Origin of the sequence: Geodermatophilus tzadiensis (genome assembly GCF_003002915.1) — a bacterium.
Classification (GTDB): domain Bacteria; phylum Actinomycetota; class Actinomycetes; order Mycobacteriales; family Geodermatophilaceae; genus Geodermatophilus; species Geodermatophilus tzadiensis.
The window spans coordinates 26,190-44,049 of sequence record NZ_PVTG01000012.1; the positions used below are offsets into that span (position 1 = coordinate 26,190).

The following is a 17,860-nucleotide window of genomic DNA, read 5'->3' on the forward strand; positions in this document are numbered from 1 at the left end:
GTGTCCGATCCCGTCAACGGGGAACCGCTCGTCGTCGTGCTGCTCGAGCACGCGATGCACCGGGTCCGCGCCGAGCTCTACGCGCTGAGCGACGAGTCCTTCCCCGGCCTGCGGACGCGGCACTACCGGCTGCTGTCCTTCCTCCCGCCGGGGGGCGAGCGGCTGACCCGGCTGACCGCGGCCAGCGGGCTGACCAAGCAGGCGCTGGCCCAGGCGCTGGCCCCGCTGCAGGCCGGCGGCTACGTCGAGGTGGTGCCCGACCCCTCCGACCGGCGCGCCCGGCTGGTCCGGCTCACCGACCGCGGCCGGGAGGCCACCGCCGCGGTCCGCCACCGGCTGGCCGCCGTCGAGCGGGAGTGGGCCGCCCGGGTGGGGGAGGAGCGCTACGCCGTGGCCCGGGCGGTGCTCACCGACCTCGCGCCGGGGCCGGTTACGGTCGGGGAGTGACCACGGCCAGCGGCAGTCGGGAGGTGGCCGCCCCGCGCGGCCGGGTGTGGCGGGCGCTGGCCGTGCTCGAGCCCTACTGCGCGGTCTGCGACGTCTCCTACGTCGTCGACGGCGCGGCGGCGGGCCCGGGCACCCGGTTCGTCTGCGTGCCTGGCCGGCTCGGCGAGGACGAGGAGCCCCGCGCCGGCGCCCCCCGCGGGGAGATCGTCGAGTGGGAGCCCGAGCGGGTCGTGGCCACCCGGCTGCAGCTCACGCCCGAGACCTGGACGACGCGCATCGAGCTCGCCGACGGCGCCGCGGGCGGCACGCTGGTCACCGTCACGCTCACCCACGAGCCGCGCCGGGTGCGGCTGGCCGACCGGCTCTCCCGCACGTCGATGCAGCGGGTGGTGCAGCGCACCGTCGACGGCGAGCTGGACAAGCTCCCGGCGCACGTCGAGCAGGTCGCCGCCGACTGACCGTGGCGCGGGACACGCGTCGGGGCCACCGGCACGGGTAGAGCAGGGGCCGGAGCACCCGGCGACCCGCCCGGTGCCGCATCCTCTGGAGGACAGTCGTGATCGGATTCCTCGTCGCCGGCCTGGTCATCGGGGCCCTGGCCCGCCTCATCGTCCCGGGCCGGCAGCGCCTGGGCATCCTCGCCACCCTCGCCCTGGGCGTGGTCGGCTCCCTCATCGGCGGGCTGATCGCCCAGTTCTTCGGCACCGGCAGCATCTGGGAGCTCAACGTCCTGGGCTTCGTCCTCGCCGTGGTCGCCGCCGTGCTGCTCATCGGCGTCGCCGAGAGCGTCGCGGGTCGCTCGAACCGCTCCGTCCGGCGCTGACCCCCCACGGGGAGCCGGTCGGCGTCAGAGCTCGACCGACTCCCCGGGGGCCAGCCGGCCGTACGGGGTGGTCGTGCCCGGTCCGCGCTCGCCGAGCAGCCCGCCCACCAGGCCCAGCCCGGTGTCGTTGAGCAGGCCGTCGTGCACGGCGAAGGCCTGGTCGGCGTCGACCGCCCGCACGTAGTCGATCACCTCGGCCACCTTCGACCAGGGCGCGTGCACCGGCAGCAGCAGCGTGGGCACCGGTGTCCCCGGGACGGTGAGCGCGTCGCCGGGGTGGAACACCAGGCCCTCGACGAGGAAGCCGACGTTGCGCACACGGGGGAGCTCCGGGTGGATGACCGCGTGCCACTCGCCGTGCACCTGCACCTCGAAGCCGGCCGCGGTCAGCGTGTCGCCGTCGCCGACGGCGTGCACGCGGGAGCCGAGCCCCTCGAAGAGCTGCGCGACGGACGGGTTCGTCCACACCTCCAGCGCCGGGTCGGCCTCCAGCGCCGCCCGCAGCCGGTCGGGCACCACGTGGTCGGCGTGCTCGTGGGTGACCAGCACCGCCGTGGCGCCGTCGAGCACCGCGGGGTCGGTGTAGCCGCCCGGGTCGACGACCAGCCGCCGGTCGCCGTCGCTGATCACGACGCAGGCGTGCCCGTGCTTCGTCAGCTCCATGGGCGCATCCTGCCGCCCGGTCCGGGGGAGCGCCCCCTCACCCGTTTGGGTGAGCGGGCGGTGCGGGGCCTCCCGGGCCGGTCGGCCGCTGCCGACCCTCCCTGCATGGCCGCTCCGTCCGCTCCCGCCTCCACCGTCCCGACGCCGTTCGCCGCCACCTCCTTCGCCGCCGCCCGCAGCCGGGCGCACGGGCCCACCGCCGCCCTCTGGCACGCCGTCGAGGTGCACCGCCCGGCCGGCGAGGTCGACGGCGCCTGCGAGCTCACCCTCTGCGGCACGCTGGCCCGGGTCAGCGTCGACGAGCCCTGGCCCACGGAGGCGCGCGACGTCTGCGTCCCCTGCGTGGTGCTCAGCCGCCCCTCCGCGCGCTGACGGCGGGACGCGCTCAGGCGTCCTGGGCCAGCTCCGCCCGCAGGCGGGCCAGCAGGTCCGACCGGGTCCCGGCACCCAGCCGCTGGCGCATCCGCGAGACGTGGTGCTCCACGGTCTTCGCCGAGATGAACAGCGTCAGCCCGATCTCCCGGTAGGTCCGCCCCTCCACCACCAGCCGGGCCACCTCCCGCTCCCGGTCGCTGAGCGCCCCGGGGACGGTCGCCGGGCCGGCGTCGTCCCCCGGCTCGGCCACGGGATCGGGTGCCCCGCCGCCGACCAGCGTCCGCGCGCAGGCCAGCAGCGCCGCGCGCGACCGCGGGTCCCCGGCCCGGGCCGCGGCCTGCCCGGCCAGCAGCGAGCCGTCCCAGCCCAGCCCGACCTCGGCCAGCGCCTCGGCGACGGCCAGCACGGCCGGCGGGTCGACCTCGTCGGTGAGCACCCGCAGCCAGGTCCGCCCGGCCTCGGCCAGCGTGGCCGCGTAGGGGCTGGTGCGCGCGGCCGCCACCAGCGCGGCCGCGTGCGGCCGCAGGGCCGCCGGGTCGTCGGTGATGATCGCCGCCTGCGCGCCGCTCCAGTGCAGCGGCGCCGCCCACAGCTGCGGATCGCCCAGCCGGCGCAGCAGGGCCTGTGCCTCGGCCAGGTGCGACCGCAGCCGGTCGCCGTCGCGCAGCCGGGCCGCGGCCACGACCAGCTCCCCCAGCGGCAGCAGCGTGAACAGGTCCACCGGGTGCCGGACGACGGCCTCGCGCGCCCGCACCCACGCCCGCACCAGCCCCGGGACGTCGCTGCTGCGGCGGGCCAGCCCCACCTCCAGCGCCTGCAGGTACACCTCGTCGCGCGGCTCGAGGGATCCCCGGGCGGCGTCCTGCGCCTCGCCCGCCAGCTCCCGGGCGCGGCCGGTCCGGCCGGCCAGCATGGCGATCCAGGCCAGCAGCAGCAGGTGCCGGGGCCGGGCCGGGACTCCGCCCAGGTCGGTGGCGACCGCCCGCTGCAGGACCGACTCGGCCACCGCCAGCTCGCCGCAGTGCAGCGCGACCAGCGCGGCCAGCGCGGAGGGCGTGTCGGGCAGCAGCGCGGTGCGGCCCACCGGCTCCAGCAGCGCCGCGGCACGGGTGAGCGTGGACAGCGCGGCGGAGATCCCGTCGGCGGCCTCGGTCCCCGAGCGCAGCGAGCAGGTCACCCCCTCGGCGGCGAGCTCCTCGCTCACCGACAGCACCGACGTCCCGCACGGACGGCCCTCCGCCAGGACGGCGGCGGCCTCCTCCCGCGCCCCGGTGGCCAGCAGCGCCAGCGCCGCCGACCCGGCGCGGTCCCGGCCGGCCAGCCGGTACACCTCGGCGGCCCGGCCCAGCAGGCCGCGCTGGGCCAGCACCGCCGCGACCACCCCGGCCGCGCGCGGGCGGTCGTCGGCCCCGGGGTCGGCGAGGGCGGCGTCGGCCCAGCGCAGCGCCCCGTCCAGGTCGCCGGTCAGGGCCGCGGCGTGCGCCCGGCGGGCGGCCAGGCAGGACACCGGGGAACCGCTGTCGGCCGCCGCGCCGAGCAGCTCGCCGGCCAGCGCCGGGTCCACGGTGAGCGCCACGTCGGCCTGCCGCTCCAGCAGCGCCGCCGCCGTGCGGTCGCGCACCCGCTCGGCGGCCAGCCCCCGCGCCAGGTCCACCGGCTCCTCGCCCCGCCCGACCAGCACGCCGAGCAGCAGCCGGCGGGTGCGCCGGGTGACGTCGGCGGGCGTCGTGGCCAGCAGCACCTGGCGGACCAGCGGCACCACCTCGCCGCCGGCCAGCAGGTAGCCGGTGGCCCGGCTCGCGGCGATCAGCTCGGCGACCTGCGCCTCGGGGACGTCGAGCAGCTCAGCGAGGACCTCGTCGTCCAGGGGGGCGCCGGCCGCGACGGCGTGCAGCAGGGGGCGGGTCCGCTCGTCCAGGGCGTCGAGGTCGGCGTGCAGCCGGGCCAGCACCTCCTCGGGGACCGGCGGCAGCCCCGGCAGCACCGCCCGCCCGGGAGTCCGGCCGGCCCGGCCGTCGCGGGGGGCGAGCGCGCCCAGCAGGCCGTGGACCAGCGCCGGCAGACCGCCGGTGCCGGCCAGGACGGCCTCGGCCAGCGCCGGCGTCGCGGCCGACCCCAGGTACTCCCGCGTCCAGCCGGCCACCGCGGCGCGGTCGGCGTGGCCGAGCACCACGGAGTGCCGGTCGACGGCGAGCTCGCCGAGCAGCCCGGTGAGCGCGGGCGGCCGCGGCCAGGGGCGGGCCGCGAGCACGACCCGGCCGGCGGGCCCCAGCAGCGCCCGGCGCACCCGCTCGGCGACCTCCGCGGTCATCCGGTGGCCGTCGTCCACGACGAGGACGCACCCGTCGGGGACCCGGGCCGGGTCGGCGGTGCGGCCGTCGAGGACCGGCAGCCCGGCCCGCCGGTGGGCGGCGGCCACCTCCTCGAGCAGGTGGGTCTTGCCCGTGCCTCCGGGCCCCTGCACGACCAGGGCCCGTGCACCTTGCTGGGCCAGGGCGCCGCCCCGCGTCCCGGACGGGCGGGGTGCGGGCAGGCCGGCGACGGCGGCCAGGGCGGTCCCGTAGACCGCCCCGTGCAGGAGGGCGCCGTCGAGCGCGCCGACCGTGGTCACGGGGCCACCGGGGTGGACGTGCCGGGGGCGGTGTCCGTGCCGTCGGCGGCCGACTCGTCCGTCGCCGCTCCCGTCCCCGTCGCCGTGCCCGTCCCCGTCGCCGTCCCCGTGCCCGGGTCGCCGGTTCCCGTCCCCGGGTCGCCGGTCGTCGCGTCGGGCTCGGGGTCGGTGGTCGGGGCGGGCGGGGTGGTCGTCTCCGTGGGAGGGGCCGGGGTCCCCGGCGGCTCCGTCCGGACGGGGCTCGGCGCCGTGGGCGTGACGGCCTGCGCGGTGTCCTCGGCGGGCTGCGTCGTGCCCGGGGCGCCGGTGGTGGCCGTCCCACGGGCCGGCGGTGCCCCGGCCGTCGTCGACGACGTGCCTGAGGGGGCCCCGGCCGTCCCGGGGGTCCGGCCCGCCGCGCCCGTGCCGGTGGGGGCCCCGGCCGCCGGGGCGGTCGCGGGACCGCCGGTCGTGGTGGGGGCGGTGCCCGTCCCGTCCGCGCTCCCCGGCCGGGCGGCCGCGACCGCGCCGTCCCCTGCGGGGGAGGGGTTCCCGGCGGGGTCCCCGCTCCCCCCGGTGGCCGGGGGCGGGCTGCCGGCCACCGGGGGCGCGGCTCCCTCCGTCGTGGGCTCCACCTGCTGGCCCCGGGCCACGGGCACGCCCTCGCCGGCCGGCGTCGAGGTGCCCGCCGAGTCGAGCAGGCCGAGGACCACCGGGGGCAGCACCAGCAGGGCGAGCAGCAGGCCGGCCACCACCAGGGAGCGCCCGGCGCGGCGGCGCGGGGTGCCGCCGGGGGAGGCGGGCCGCCCGGGCCGGTGCGTCCCGGCCGCCCGGCGCGCCCGCGCGGAGGGCGCGCGCCGGCCGGCGTCCGCGGCGACGGTCGGCGGCGCGGTGGTGGCCGGGGCGGTGGCGGGCTCGCCGGCGTCCGCGACGGCGGCCGCGGCCAGGCCGGCCGCGCCCAGCGCCGCGGTGAGCCCGGGCTCGGGCTCGCGCGCCAGGGGCCGGCCCAGCTCACCGGAGAGCACCTCGGCGACGACGGGCATCCGCGACGCGCCCCCAGCGAGCACGACCGCGTCCAGGTCGCCGGCGGTGCGGCCGGCCGCCCCGAGCGCGGCCGACAGCCGGCCGGCCGAGTCCTCGACGGCGGCGGTGACGAGTTCGTCGAGCTCCTCCCGGGTGACCCGCACCGTCTCGGGTGCGCCGTCGGCCGGCGGGTCGATCCGGACCCCGACGGCGGTCCGCTCGGAGAGCTCCTCCTTGGCCGCCGCGCAGGCGCCGCGCAGCGCTGCTGCCGTCCGCCCGTCGAGCGGCGTCTCCACGCAGCGGCGGACGAGGCCCAGGAGCGCGTCGTCGACGTCGCGGCCGCCCCACGGCGTCGGGGCCGGGGGCTCGGCCAGGTGCCGCAGCACCGGCGAGGCGGCGTCGTCGGGGTCGGGACCGACGACGGCGAGGTCGAGGGTGCAGGCCCCGAGGTCGTAGACGGCCACGGTCGGCGAGGCGGGCAGCGCGCCGGTGGCCACGAGCCGGGCGGCGGCGGCGACCGCGGTGGAGACCAGCGTGAAGCGCGGCACGCCGGACTCCTGCAGCGCGCGGGCCAGCGCGCCCCGGCGGTGACCGCCCCAGGACGGCGGGACCGTGACGACCGTCCACGCGTCCGGCCGGCCCTCCCGCCGCGCGGCGGCGGCGCGCACCCGCTGCACCACCGCGGCGACCACCGCGGCGGCCGGGACCGCGCGGGACCCGAGCCACACCGGCGTCGCCGCGCCGACGCGAGCCAGGAGGTGCAGCGGCCCGCCGGGGACGTCGTCACCGAGGCGGATGCCGCCGTCGTCGTCGACCGCCAGCGCGGCGGGGGCGGTGCCCGCGCCGCCGAGGGGCAGCGGCTCGGCCTCCGCGGACTCCTCGCGGCAGACCGCCGCGGCGACCGTGCGGTCGCCGACGTCGATGCCCAACCCGTACTCGCCGTTGCGCACAGGCTCCCCCAGTCGTGCCCGGCCGCCGGCCCGTGTGCTGGACCGAGGCGTCGGCGGACCGTAAGTCCCGCGGGTCACACCTGTCTCGGTCACACCGCGTGTCCCGGGCACATCGGTCGGTGAATGGGGGGCGACACCCCGGTCCCCCTAACGCGCAGTCAGCGCGCACCCCCCATCGCGCCACGGGACGAGGGGAGCGGGTCCCGATGACCGGGGCGGGTGTGGCGGGCTGGACTGCCGGGGCCAGCCGGCCGACGACGGACGGCCCGGAAACACGGAGGACCTGCCATGACGAACGTGGCCACCACGGTGATCCAGTACATCCTCGGCCTGCTCCGCGACCCCGAGGCGGCCGAGGCGTACGCGGCCGACCCGGTCGGTGCGCTCGCCGCCGCGGGAGTCGACGCCGAGCCGGCCGAGGTCGACGACCTGATGCCGATGGTCGCCGGGTACGCGCCGGTGAGCTGGGGCGGCTCGGGCAGCGGCGGGGGTGGGCACGACGGGGGCGGGCACGGCTCCGGCGACGGCGGCTACGGCCACCCGCACGCGGTGCACCACGGCGCCGGCCGCTGCGACGACGACGAGCCCGGCGGCGGGACCACCCAGCCCGTCGCCCAGACGCCCCACCACCACGACGACCACGACCACGACTGGCCGACCCGTCACGACTCCGACCACCACGGCGGCGGCCACGGCGGCGGCGCCCCCGCACCCGTCGCGGCCGGCGGCGAGACGGTGGTGATCACCCACCTGCACAACGTCTCCTACAGCCACACCGACGTGGACGTGCAGATAGACGCCTCGCACAGCATCTGGGTCAGCGGCGACGCGACCGCGATCTGGGGCGACGACAACGTCGTCCTCGACGGCACCGGCGTGATCGCCGGCGACGACGTCGAGGACGTCACCGTCGACGCGAGCACCGACAACTCCGTGGACGTCGAGCTCGACGACGTGGGCAACGACTCCTCCGACCACTCGGTCAACGACTCGTTCAACCCCGTCGTCCGGGACAACGTCGTCACCTCCGGCGACGACAGCCCGGTCGTCCAGGACTCCGTGGGCGTCGAGACCGGCGACGGCAGCGTCGTCGGCGGCGACCAGGTCGGCAGCGAGAACGAGGGCGACACCACCGTCGCCGACCGCGGCGGCCAGGTGGGCGACACCACCACCGACGCCTCCGACCACTCCGTCGACAACTCCGTGAACGGCTCGTTCAACGGCAACGACCTCTCCCAGGACAACGACGGCATCGACGACTCCGGCAACGGCTCGTTCAACGGCAACGACCTGTCCGACGACGACGGGATCGACGACTCGGGCAACGGGTCGTTCAACGGCAACGACCTGTCGGACAACTCCGGCCAGGACAACTCCGTGGACAACTCCACGGACGACTCCGTGGACACCACGATCACCGACTCCTTCGACGACAACGACCTGTCCGACGACGACGGCGTCGACGACTCGGGCAACGGGTCGCTCAACGGCAACGACCTCTCCGACGACGACGGGATCGACGACTCGCTCAACGCCAACGACCTGTCCGACGACGACGGGGTCGACGTCGACGAGACCGTCACGGTGGGCGGCGGCTGGGGCGAGGCGCCGCACTGATCCGCCCACCCGGGTCCGGTCCCGGCGTCCCCCGCGGACGCCGGGACCGGGCAGTGGTAGGCACGACCGGACCGAGGAGGTGGCGGTGCTCACACCGGAGCAGCTCGTGGACCGGGCACTCGCGCTCGCCGAGGAGTGCGAGCGACCCGACCTGCACCGCCGGCTCACCCTGGTGCGCCGCCGCCACGCGGCCCCCAGCGTGCGGGTCCTGGTGGTCGGCGAGCCCAAGCAGGGCAAGAGCTCGCTGGTCAACGCCCTGGCCGGCGCCCCGGTCTGCCCGGTGGCCGACGACGTCGCGACCGTCGTCCCGACCGTCGTGCGGGCCGGTGACGCCCCCCGGGCCGCGCTGGTGCGGCCGGTCGGCCCCGGCCCGACGGGCAGCGGGGACGACGAGGCCGTCGAGCGGGTGCCGGTGCCGGTCGAGACCGTCGCCGCCCGCACCTCCGGTCCCGGGGCCGAGCGGCTCGTGCGGGCCGAGGTCGAGCTGCCGCGCAAGCTCCTCGAGGGCGGGCTGGAGCTGGTCGACACCGCCGGGGTCGGCGGGCTCGGCGTGGCGCACTCGCTGACCACCGTGGACCTGCTGCCCACCGCCGACGCCGTGCTGCTGGTCTCCGACGCCAGCCAGGAGTTCACCGTGCCGGAGATGGCCGTCCTCGAGCACGCCGCGGCGCTGTGCCCGACCGTCGTCTGCGTCCTGACCAAGACCGACGCCTGCCCCGACTGGCGGCAGGTCGCCGACCTCGACCGCGCCCACCTCCAGCGGCGCGGCCACGACGTGCCGCTGTTCGCCGTCTCCTCGACCCTGGCCCTGCTCGCCCTGCAGCACCGCGACCGCGAGCTGCACGAGGAGTCGGGCATCGGCGCCCTCGTCACCCACCTGCGCGAGCAGGTGGCCGGCCGGGCCGCGACGCTGGCCCGCCGCTCACTGGTGCACGACCTCACCGCCGTCACCGGGCACCTGGCCCTGGCCACCCGGAGCGAGCTGCAGACCCTGGAGGACCCCTCGTCCCGGGAGGCGCTGCTCGAGCAGCTGGAGGAGGCCCGGGCCGCCGTCGACGAGCAGCGCCGCCGCTCCTCGCGGTGGCAGCAGGTGCTCGCCGACGGCGTCACCGACCTGGTGGCCGACATCGACCACGACCTGCGCGACCGCTCGCGGGTGGTGGTGCGCGAGGCCGAGGAGGTCATCACCGCCCGCGACCCCGGGCCGGCCTGGCCGGAGATCACCGAGTGGCTCGACCGGCGGGTGGCCGCCGCGGTGGCCGACAGCTACGTGTGGGCCGAGCAGCGCTCGCAGTGGCTGGCCGAGCGGGTCGTGGAGCAGTTCGCCCGGGACGGCGGGGTCGCCACCCCGGCGCTGCGGGTGGGCGCCGCGGCGGAGGCCCTCGACGCCCTCGTCGAGGTGCCCGACATCGACCCGGGGGACACCACCCTGCGCGAGCGCGTGCTCATCGGACTGCGCGGCTCCTACACCGGCGTGCTGATGACCGGCCTGGTCACCAGCCTGGCCGGGCTGGCGATCATCAACCCCTTCTCCCTGGCCGCCGGCGTCCTGCTCGGCCGCAAGGCGTACAACGACGACGCCCGGCAGCGCCGCCAGCGGCGGGAGTCCGAGGCGCGCACCGTGGTCCGCCGGCACCTCGACGAGGTGGTCTTCCAGGTGGGCAAGCACCTCAAGGACCGGCTGCGCACGGTGCAGCGCACGCTGCGCGACCTGATCACCGACACCACCGACGAGACGGCCCGCTCCCTCGCCGACGCCGTGCGGGCGGCGCAGCGCTCGACCAAGGAGGCCACCGCCGGGCAGGACGCCCGCGTGCGGGTCCTGCGGGCCCGCCTCGACCGGATCGACCGGCTGGCCGCCGACGTGCGCCGGCTCGACCGCGCCCCGGCCGCCGCCCCCGCCGCCGTGCCCGGCCCGGTGCCTGCCCGGTGACGGCTCCGGGGGGTCCGGCCGCCGACGACGTCCGAGGGCTGCTCGACGACGCGCTGGCCCGCTGGGCGGACGTGCCGCCCGCGGCGCAGCGGCTGGCCGCCGCCCGGCGCCGGCTCGACGAGCCGCTGCGCGTGGCGATCGTCGGGCGGGTCAAGGCGGGCAAGTCCACGCTGCTCAACGCCCTCGTCGGCGCCCGGGTCGCACCCACCGACGCCGGGGAGTGCACGCGGGTGGTGACCGAGTACCGGCACGGCGACACGCCGCGCGTCGTCCTCACCGGCACCGACGGGGCGGTCCGGGACCTGCCGGTGCGCCGGGCCGGCGGCGGGCTGCGGCTGGAGCTGGCCGGCACCCCGCCGGAGGAGGTGGCGCGGCTGGTGGTCGACTGGCCGTCGGCCGACCTGCTGGCCGCCACGCTGGTCGACACCCCCGGCACCGGGTCGCTGTCGGCCGGCACCAGCGACCGCACGCACGCCTTCCTGGGCGACGACGCGGGCCTGGCCGGCGCCGACGCGGTCGTCCACCTGACCCGCCAGCCGCAGCCCGACGACCTGGCGGTGCTGCGCACCTTCCAGGCGGCCACCGGCGCCGCCGGCACGCTGACCTCGACGATCACCGTGCTCTCGCGGGCCGACGAGGTGGGCGCCGGGCGGCCCGACGCGATGCACGCGGCCGAGGAGGTGGCCCGCCGGATGTCGGCCGACCCGCAGCTGCGGGCGGTGAGCTCGGCGGTGGTGCCGGTGGCCGGGAAGGTGGCGCTGGCCGGCCGCACCCTGCGGCAGGGGGACCACCTCGCGCTGCGCACCCTGGCCACCGCCGACCCGGCCACGGTGACCGGCATGCTGCTCACCGCCGACCGGTTCTGCCGGCCCGACACCCCGGTGGCGCTCGCACCCGACGTCCGGGCGGCGCTGCTGGACCGGCTGGGTCTGTTCGGCGTGCGGCTGTCGGTGGCGCTGGTGCGGGCCGGCGTGGGGGACGCGGTCGCGCTGGCCGACGAGCTGCTGCGCCTCAGCGGCCTGGCCGAGCTGCAGCGGCTGCTCGCCGTGCAGTTCACCGCCCGCGGTGGGCCGGTGCGCACGGCGGCGGCGCTGCGGCTGCTGGAGAGCGTGCTGGCCGAGCACCCGGTGTCCGGCGCGGACGCCGTCCGGGCCGAGGTCGAGCGCATCCGGCTGGCGTCCGACGACCTCGCCGAGCTCGCGCTGCTGGCCCGCACCCGGTCGCCGTCCGGGCCGCTGCCGCCGGCGCTGCGGGCCGAGGGGGAGCGGCTGCTCGGAGCCTCCGGCACCGGTCCCGCGGCGCGGCTGGGGCTGCCCGCGGACACCCCGGTGGCCTCGCTGCGCGGCGCGGCCGGGCTGGCGCTGCGGCGCTGGCGCGAGGTGGCCGCCGACCCGCTCGCCGACCGCGCGACCGCGGACGCCGCCGAGATCGTCGTCCGGTCCTGCGAGGGGGTGCTGGCCGCCCTCGACGGGGACTCAGCGGGCGCGGTACCAGGCCCGGGCGGAGCGGAGGAACAGCGGGACGGGCACCAGGAGCAGGCAACCGGCCGCCACCACGAGCGCCACGCGGTCGAGGTCGGCGTCCCCCGCGACGGTGCTCTGCGCGACGTCGAGGGCCAGCAGGGTCGGTAGCAGGACCACCAGCAGCAGCCACCGCGCCCAGGACCGGCGGCGCACCGCGAGCGCCGCCGCGCCCGCGGTCAGGGCGACCCCGAGCCCGACGGCGCCGACCACGAGCGCGACGGTGACGGCGACGGCGTCGGCGACCTCCGCGGCCGTCGCTGCCGGGTCGCCCGAGGAGGCGGTCGCGGTCAGCCGCGCGTCGAGGGCCTCCCGGTCGAGCAGCGCGGCCAGCAGCCCGAGCACGGCCGCCAGCGCGCCCGCCCAGCAGAGCAGGGCCGCGACGCGGACGGCGCGCGGCCGGCAGGGCACCGGCGGCGGGCCGGGCGGCGCGACGTCGCTGGTGACCGGTGGCCGCGGCGGGACGGCGCGCTGCCGCGGGTCCGTGACCGGCCGGCGGGGCAGCGGCTGCTCCGCGGCCGGCCGGTGCGGGGCCGGCGTCGCCTCCGCCGTCCCGCCGCTGCGTGCTCCGTCCACGGTGTCCCCCTCCTCGCCGGTCAGCGGAGGCTGCCACCGCGGGTCGCCCGGCCCCGGCGCGCCCCGCCCGGTGGGCCCGGCGCCGTCACGGGGGACCGCTCGTGTCGGCACGGCCGGCAGCCCGGGGCTCGCGCTCAGTGACCGGTGAACCGCGCAGCGCGCTTGGCGAGGAACGCCTCGACCGCCTCGGCGTGGTCGGCGGTCCGGCCCAGCTCGTTCTGCAGCCGCGCCTCCAGGGCGAGGGTGTCCTCGAGGCCGTCGGTGGCCGCCGTGGCCAGCACCGTCTTCACCGCGCGGTAGGCCGCGGTCGGGCCCGAGGCCAGCCGCTCGGCCAGGGCGCGGGCCTCGGCCGCCACCTCCGCGGCGTCCACCACCCGGTGCACCAGGCCCCACTGCAGCGCGGTCTCGGCCGGGAACGGGTCGGGCAGCAGGAGCAGCTCGGTGGCCCGGGCGACGCCGACGCTGTGCACCAGGCGGGCGGCCAGCGCCGAGTCGCTGGACAGGCCGATGCCGGTGAACGCCGTGGTGAACTTCGCGCCTGCGGCGGCCACCCGCAGGTCGCCGGCCAGGGCCAGCCCGAGGCCGGCGCCGGCGCACGCGCCGTTGATGCCGACGACCACCGGCACCCGCAGGGCCGACAGCGCCAGGACCAGCGGGTTGTACTCGCCCTCCACCACCGACAGGGAGTGCTCGGCGTCCCCGCGCAGCGACTCGACGTGCTCGGCGAGGTCCTGGCCGACGCAGAACGCGCGGCCGGTGCCGGTGAGCAGCAGGGCGCGCACCGACCCGTCGTCGGCCACCCCGCGCACCACCTCGAGCAGCTCGCGCCGCATCGCGCTGGTCAGTCCCGCCTGCAGCAGCGTGATGGTCGCGACGCCGTCGGCGTCCTCGCGCGTCACCGATTCGGGCATCGTCGCCCCTCCTGGTCCCTCGTCGTCGTCCGTCGTCCGTCGTCCGTCGTCCGCTGCCGTCCTACCGCACCGCAGCGCGTCCTACCGGACGGTGGGACGTCGGGTGGGACGCGCCGGGATCAGGTCACCTGATCATCGCCACCCCCGCGTCCCACGGCTGCCGAACCCGCCGTTCACCCGGTCGATGCCGAGCCGTGACGCGTGAGACGTACCGGAACGGGTGGGACACCTGGGATGATGTGTGTCCTGGGACGGCGCGGGCATCTCCTGGCCAGGGGAGCGGCGCCGGACCAGGTGGAACGGCGCCGAGCCGAGGGCCGGCAGGAAACGGAGAGCTCCCGTGGTGGAACCGGGTCGCCGCATGGTCGGTGACCGCTACGAGCTCTCCGGTCTCATCGCCTCCGGTGGCATGGGCCAGGTCTGGCGGGCCACCGACCTGTTGCTGCACCGTCCCGTCGCGGTCAAGGTGCTGCGCAGCGAGTACACCGGCGACCCCACCTTCCTCGCCCGCTTCCGCGCCGAGGCCCAGCACGCCGCCGCGCTCAGCCACCCGAACATCGCCGCCGTCTACGACTACGGCGAGACCGAGGCCGCCGACACCGGCGAGCAGCTGGCCTACCTGGTGATGGAGCTGGTCGAGGGCCAGCCGCTGTCGACGCTGCTGCGGCAGGAGGGGTCGCTGGACACCGCCACCACCCTGTCGGTGCTCGGGCAGACCGCCGCCGCGCTCGCCGAGGCCCACCGCGCCGGCCTGGTGCACCGCGACGTCAAGCCCGGCAACATCCTCGTCCGGCCCGACGGCAGCGTGAAGATCACCGACTTCGGCATCGCCTGGTCGGCCGGCAGCGTGCCGCTCACCCAGACCGGGCAGGTCATCGGCACGCCGCAGTACCTCTCGCCGGAGCAGGCCGAGGGCCACCTGGCCACCCCGGCCAGCGACGTCTACGCCCTCGGCCTGGTCGGCTACGAGTGCCTGACCGGCCACCCGGCCTTCGACGGCGACAACGCGATCACCATCGCGCTCAAGCAGCTGCGCTCCGACCCCGAGCCGCTGCCCGACACGCTGCCCGGCGACGTCCGCACGCTCATCCGGCGCGCGCTGGCCAAGGACCCGGCCGCCCGGATGGCCGACGGTGCCGCCTTCGTGGCCGCGGTCGAGGACGCCCGTGCCGGCCGGCTGCCCGCCGACTTCGCCGCGCCGGCGGCCGCCGCGGTCCCGGCGGGCGTCGCCGTGCCCTCCCCGGCGTCCGCCGTCGACCCCGGACCGCCGACCCAGGCCACGCCCGCCCCCGCCGGGGCGCCGCGGCGCGGCGGCCCGCCGCCGTCACGCCACCGGGCCGCCGCCGTGCTGGTGCCGCTGATCGCGCTGCTGCTCGGCGCGGGCCTCGCCGCCGTCGTGTTCACCGCCCTCGACGACGGCACCGTGCCGCCGCCGGTCGTCGCCGCGCAGACCCGCGACGAGGAGGAGGGCGTGGTCCTGGAGGCCGGCGACTACGTCGGCCGTCCGGTCGACGACGTCGCCACCCAGCTGTCCGCGTTGGGCCTGGGCGTGGAGCGCCACCAGCAGGTGACCGACTCCGCCGTCCCCGGCCTGGTGGTCGGCATCTCGCCCGCCGGCGTGTCGCTCGAGCCCGGCGACGACGTCGTCGTCACCTACGCGGTCGCGCCGGCGAGCCGCGACACGGGCACCCGGGACCGCGACGACGACCGGGGTGAGGTCTCCTCGGTGACCGGCGGCGGGGCACCCCTGCCCGACCCCGAGCCGCTGCCCGCCGCGCCCGACACCGCGGCCGGCACCACCGCGCCGGCGTCCCCGGTGACGTCGTCGCCGGTGCCGACCACCACCCCGACCCCGTCGCCGTCCCCGACTCCGTCCCCGGACACGGAGCCGGACCCGGATCCCACCGGGACGCCGAGCGAGACGGCCACCTCCGACGTGCCGACGACGCCGGCCGGCCCGTCACCGACCACGCCGTCGGCGAGCTGGACGCGGCCGGCGTCCCCGAGCCCGACGTCGGCCGCGGGGCCCACGGCTCCCTGACCCGTCCGCGGGGCCACCCGGTGCGCTGCGCGCCGCGGTGGGGGATCGTGGGGCACCGCCGCCGAGGGGGGAGGGGGAGCCCGTGCGTCCGGTGCGCCGTGTCCTGGCCGACCGCTACGAGCTGACCGACCTGATCGCGACCGGTGGCATGGGTCAGGTCTGGCGGGCGTGGGATACCCGGCTGGGCCGCGAGGTCGCCGTGAAGGTGCTGCGCAGCGAGTACACCGGCGACGAGACCTTCCGCACCCGCTTCCGCACCGAGGCCCAGCTCACCGGCCGGCTGCAGCACCGCAACATCGCCGCCCTGCACGACTACGGCGAGCTGCTCAGTGACGACGGCGAGCTGTGCGCCTACCTGGTCATGGAGCTGGTGGACGGCGAGCCGCTGTCGGCGCTGCTGGCGCGGGAGTCGAGGCTGGCGCCGGAGCGGGTGCTCGACGTCGTGGGGCAGACCGCCGCCGCGCTGGCCGCCGCGCACGCCGCCGGGGTGGTGCACCGTGACGTCAAGCCCGGCAACGTGCTGCTCGGCCGCGACGGCAGTGTGAAGATCACCGACTTCGGCATCGCGTGGTCGGCCGCCAGCGCGCCGCTGACCCGCACCGGTCAGGTGGTCGGCACCGCCAGCTACCTGTCGCCGGAGCAGGCCGGCGGCGGCAAGGCCGGCCCGGCCAGCGACGTGTACGCGCTCGGCATGGTGGCGTGGGAGTGCCTGGCCGGCCGGCGCGCCTTCGACGGCGAGCACCCGGTGCAGGTGGCGCTGCGCCAACTCCGCGACGACCCCGACCCCCTGCCCGCCGACGTCCCCGCGCCGGTGCGCACGCTGGTCGAGCGGGCCCTGGTGAAGGACCCCGCGGCCCGCTTCCCCGACGGCGCCGCCTTCCGCGACGCGGTGGAGGCCGTGCGGGCGGGCCGCGAGCTGCCGCCCGCCCCGGCCCCCGCCACCGCGCCGCTGACGATCCCCGCACCGGTGCCCGCGGGCGCGGCCTCGCCCGCCGAGGCGGGCACCCGGCCGCTGGCCGGCGCCACCGCCGCACCGCGCCCGCGCCCGCGCCGGGGTGGGCGGCTGCTGGCCGGCCTGGCGACGCTGGTGGCCGGCGCCGCGATCGGCGTGGGCGTGCTGCAGGTCGCCGGGCCGGGTGTCGACGCGCCGGCGACCGTCACCGACGCCGGGCCGACCGCGGTCGAGGTGCGCTGGGCCGCCCTGGTGGGCCGCCCGGCCGACGACGTCGAGGCCGACCTGGTCGCGGCCGGGCTGCGGGTGCAGCGGACTCCCGAGGAGACGGCGGCCGTCGTCCCGGGCACGGTGACGGCGGTCGGCCCGGTCGGGCGGCTGTCTCCGGCGGAGGTGGTCACGCTGACCGTCGCCGTGGCGCCCGCGGCACCGGCCACAACCACGGAGCCGGCCCAGCCGACCGTGGTGCCCCAGGCGTCGGAGCCCGCGCCGGCGACCTCGTGGGGGCCACCGGAGGTGCCCGCCTCCTCCGCCCCGGCGCCCGGCACGACCTGGGGACCGACCGGCCCGGGCAACGGGAACGGCAACGGCAACGGTCAGGGGAACGGCAGCGGCAACGCCGGCGGCAACGGCAACGGGCGGGGCCGCGACGGCTGACCGGCGCCCGCGGTCCCGCCCGCGATCAGCGACGGCGGCCGGGCACCAGCCACTGGGCCAGGCCCAGCGCCGCGAGCGCGGCGGTGAGCAGGAAGCCCCGGTCGGTGTCGGCGTCGGGCAGCGCGACCAGCAGCCAGAACGCGCCCAGGCCGGCCAGCCCGCCCAGCGCCGCCTTCTCCGCCGTCGCGGCGCCGCCGGGCAGCCGCAGGCGGGACACGAACGGCAGCGCGCCGGCGAGCACGGCGAGCGTGGCGAACGCCGACCACAGCGGGGTCTCCGACCACAGCCGGTCGCCGCCCCAGGCCACCGCCAGGCCCAGCTGGAGCAGCACCAGGGCGAGGGCGACCAGGCCGGCGCCGACGAGCAGCGCGCGGTCCCGGGGGGTGCGGGCGGTCCGGGGGGTCCGGCTGCGGGGGGCCCGGGCCCGCCTGGTCGCGGCCGTGCCGTGCGGGGCGGGGGTCCCGTGCGGGGCGGGGGCTCCGTGCGCGACCGCGTGCCCGGCCTCGGGCGCGCCGTGCGGCGTCGGCGGGGGGCCGAAGAAGGAGTCCAGCGGGCCGGTGGGCTGCAGAGGCGTGCCGTGGGGGGACGGGTCCTCGACGCGGGGCTGCACGGCGGTGCTGCCGGCACCGGGCGGCTGGGGCGCGGCGTACCCCGGGTCGTGCAGGGCGGCCGGGTGGGCCCGGTGCTGCTCGGCCGCGCCGGCCGCCGTCGACCCGGTCGGGACGACGGCGATCTCCTGGGTGCGCGGGCCGGCCGGGGGCGTGGTGGTCACGGTCGTTCCT

General features: G+C 78.6%; 14 protein-coding genes. 9 read left to right on the plus strand and 5 right to left on the minus strand.

Features of this window, described 5'->3' with window-relative positions; translation table 11 throughout:
• The 3 genes from LY71_RS15445 (at position 1) to LY71_RS15455 (ending at position 1,270) form a co-directional block, all read left to right on the plus strand.
• A complete protein-coding gene (locus LY71_RS15445) occupies positions 1–447 on the plus strand; it encodes a MarR family winged helix-turn-helix transcriptional regulator (RefSeq protein ID WP_170121379.1) in 447 nt (148 codons plus the stop codon).
• Entirely contained in the window at positions 444–905 is a 462-nt protein-coding gene (locus LY71_RS15450; RefSeq protein ID WP_106279207.1) for an SRPBCC family protein, read from the plus strand. The genes LY71_RS15445 and LY71_RS15450 overlap by 4 nt, the downstream gene beginning before the upstream one ends.
• A gap of 98 nt (positions 906–1,003) precedes the next feature.
• Positions 1,004–1,270 (plus strand): GlsB/YeaQ/YmgE family stress response membrane protein, encoded by a 267-nt coding sequence (locus tag LY71_RS15455; protein WP_106279209.1) that lies wholly within the window; start codon positions 1,004–1,006, stop codon positions 1,268–1,270.
• Between the two features lie 24 nt (positions 1,271–1,294).
• Here LY71_RS15455 and LY71_RS15460 read toward each other — a convergent pair whose 3' ends face one another.
• Entirely contained in the window at positions 1,295–1,933 is a 639-nt protein-coding gene (locus LY71_RS15460) for an MBL fold metallo-hydrolase (protein ID WP_106279211.1), read from the minus strand.
• 105 nt (positions 1,934–2,038) lie between these two features.
• On the opposite strand from LY71_RS15460, the gene LY71_RS15465 reads away from it, so the two are divergent.
• Positions 2,039–2,305 carry a hypothetical protein gene (locus tag LY71_RS15465; RefSeq protein WP_106279213.1) on the plus strand — a complete coding sequence of 89 codons (267 nt, stop codon included), beginning with the start codon at positions 2,039–2,041 and terminating at the stop codon, positions 2,303–2,305.
• Positions 2,306–2,318: 13 nt separating this feature from the next.
• Here the strand turns inward: LY71_RS15465 and LY71_RS15470 are convergent, their stop codons facing one another.
• Together LY71_RS15470 and LY71_RS24500 are read right to left on the minus strand one after the other, a co-directional pair.
• Positions 2,319–4,919, minus strand: a complete 2,601-nt coding sequence (locus LY71_RS15470; protein WP_245887940.1) for a helix-turn-helix transcriptional regulator — start codon at positions 4,917–4,919, stop codon at positions 2,319–2,321.
• Positions 4,916–6,871, minus strand: a complete 1,956-nt coding sequence (locus tag LY71_RS24500) for an Hsp70 family protein (RefSeq protein WP_170121380.1) — start codon at positions 6,869–6,871, stop codon at positions 4,916–4,918. The genes LY71_RS15470 and LY71_RS24500 overlap by 4 nt, the downstream gene beginning before the upstream one ends.
• Positions 6,872–7,159: 288 nt before the next feature.
• Between LY71_RS24500 and LY71_RS15480 the strand changes: the two genes are divergently transcribed.
• The 3 genes from LY71_RS15480 (at position 7,160) to LY71_RS15490 (ending at position 12,052) form a co-directional block, all read left to right on the plus strand.
• Positions 7,160–8,488, plus strand: a complete 1,329-nt coding sequence (locus LY71_RS15480) for an IniB N-terminal domain-containing protein (protein ID WP_106279217.1) — start codon at positions 7,160–7,162, stop codon at positions 8,486–8,488.
• Positions 8,489–8,573: 85 nt separating this feature from the next.
• Positions 8,574–10,421 (plus strand): dynamin family protein, encoded by a 1,848-nt coding sequence (locus tag LY71_RS15485; RefSeq protein WP_106279474.1) that lies wholly within the window; start codon positions 8,574–8,576, stop codon positions 10,419–10,421.
• Positions 10,418–12,052: a dynamin family protein gene (locus LY71_RS15490; RefSeq protein WP_106279219.1), complete on the plus strand. Its 1,635-nt coding sequence runs from the start codon at positions 10,418–10,420 to the stop codon at positions 12,050–12,052. Before LY71_RS15485 ends, LY71_RS15490 begins: the two co-directional genes overlap by 4 nt.
• 599 nt (positions 12,053–12,651) lie before the next feature.
• Here LY71_RS15490 and LY71_RS15500 read toward each other — a convergent pair.
• On the minus strand, positions 12,652–13,428 hold the full coding sequence (locus LY71_RS15500) for an enoyl-CoA hydratase-related protein (protein ID WP_106279223.1): 777 nt from the start codon (positions 13,426–13,428) through the stop codon (positions 12,652–12,654).
• 361 nt (positions 13,429–13,789) lie between these two features.
• Here LY71_RS15500 and LY71_RS15505 point away from each other — a divergent pair, with 361 nt between their 5' ends.
• Together LY71_RS15505 and LY71_RS15510 are read left to right on the plus strand one after the other, a co-directional pair.
• Positions 13,790–15,469 carry a protein kinase domain-containing protein gene (locus tag LY71_RS15505; protein ID WP_245887931.1) on the plus strand — a complete coding sequence of 560 codons (1,680 nt, stop codon included), beginning with the start codon at positions 13,790–13,792 and terminating at the stop codon, positions 15,467–15,469.
• A gap of 91 nt (positions 15,470–15,560) precedes the next feature.
• The gene (locus tag LY71_RS15510; protein WP_245887932.1) at positions 15,561–17,078 is read left to right on the plus strand and encodes a serine/threonine-protein kinase; all 1,518 of its coding nucleotides are present in this window, start codon (positions 15,561–15,563) and stop codon (positions 17,076–17,078) included.
• 25 nt (positions 17,079–17,103) lie between these two features.
• Here the strand turns inward: LY71_RS15510 and LY71_RS15515 are convergent, their stop codons facing one another.
• A complete protein-coding gene (locus tag LY71_RS15515) occupies positions 17,104–17,850 on the minus strand; it encodes a hypothetical protein (RefSeq protein WP_106279227.1) in 747 nt (248 codons plus the stop codon).
• Positions 17,851–17,860 lie beyond the last annotated feature (10 nt).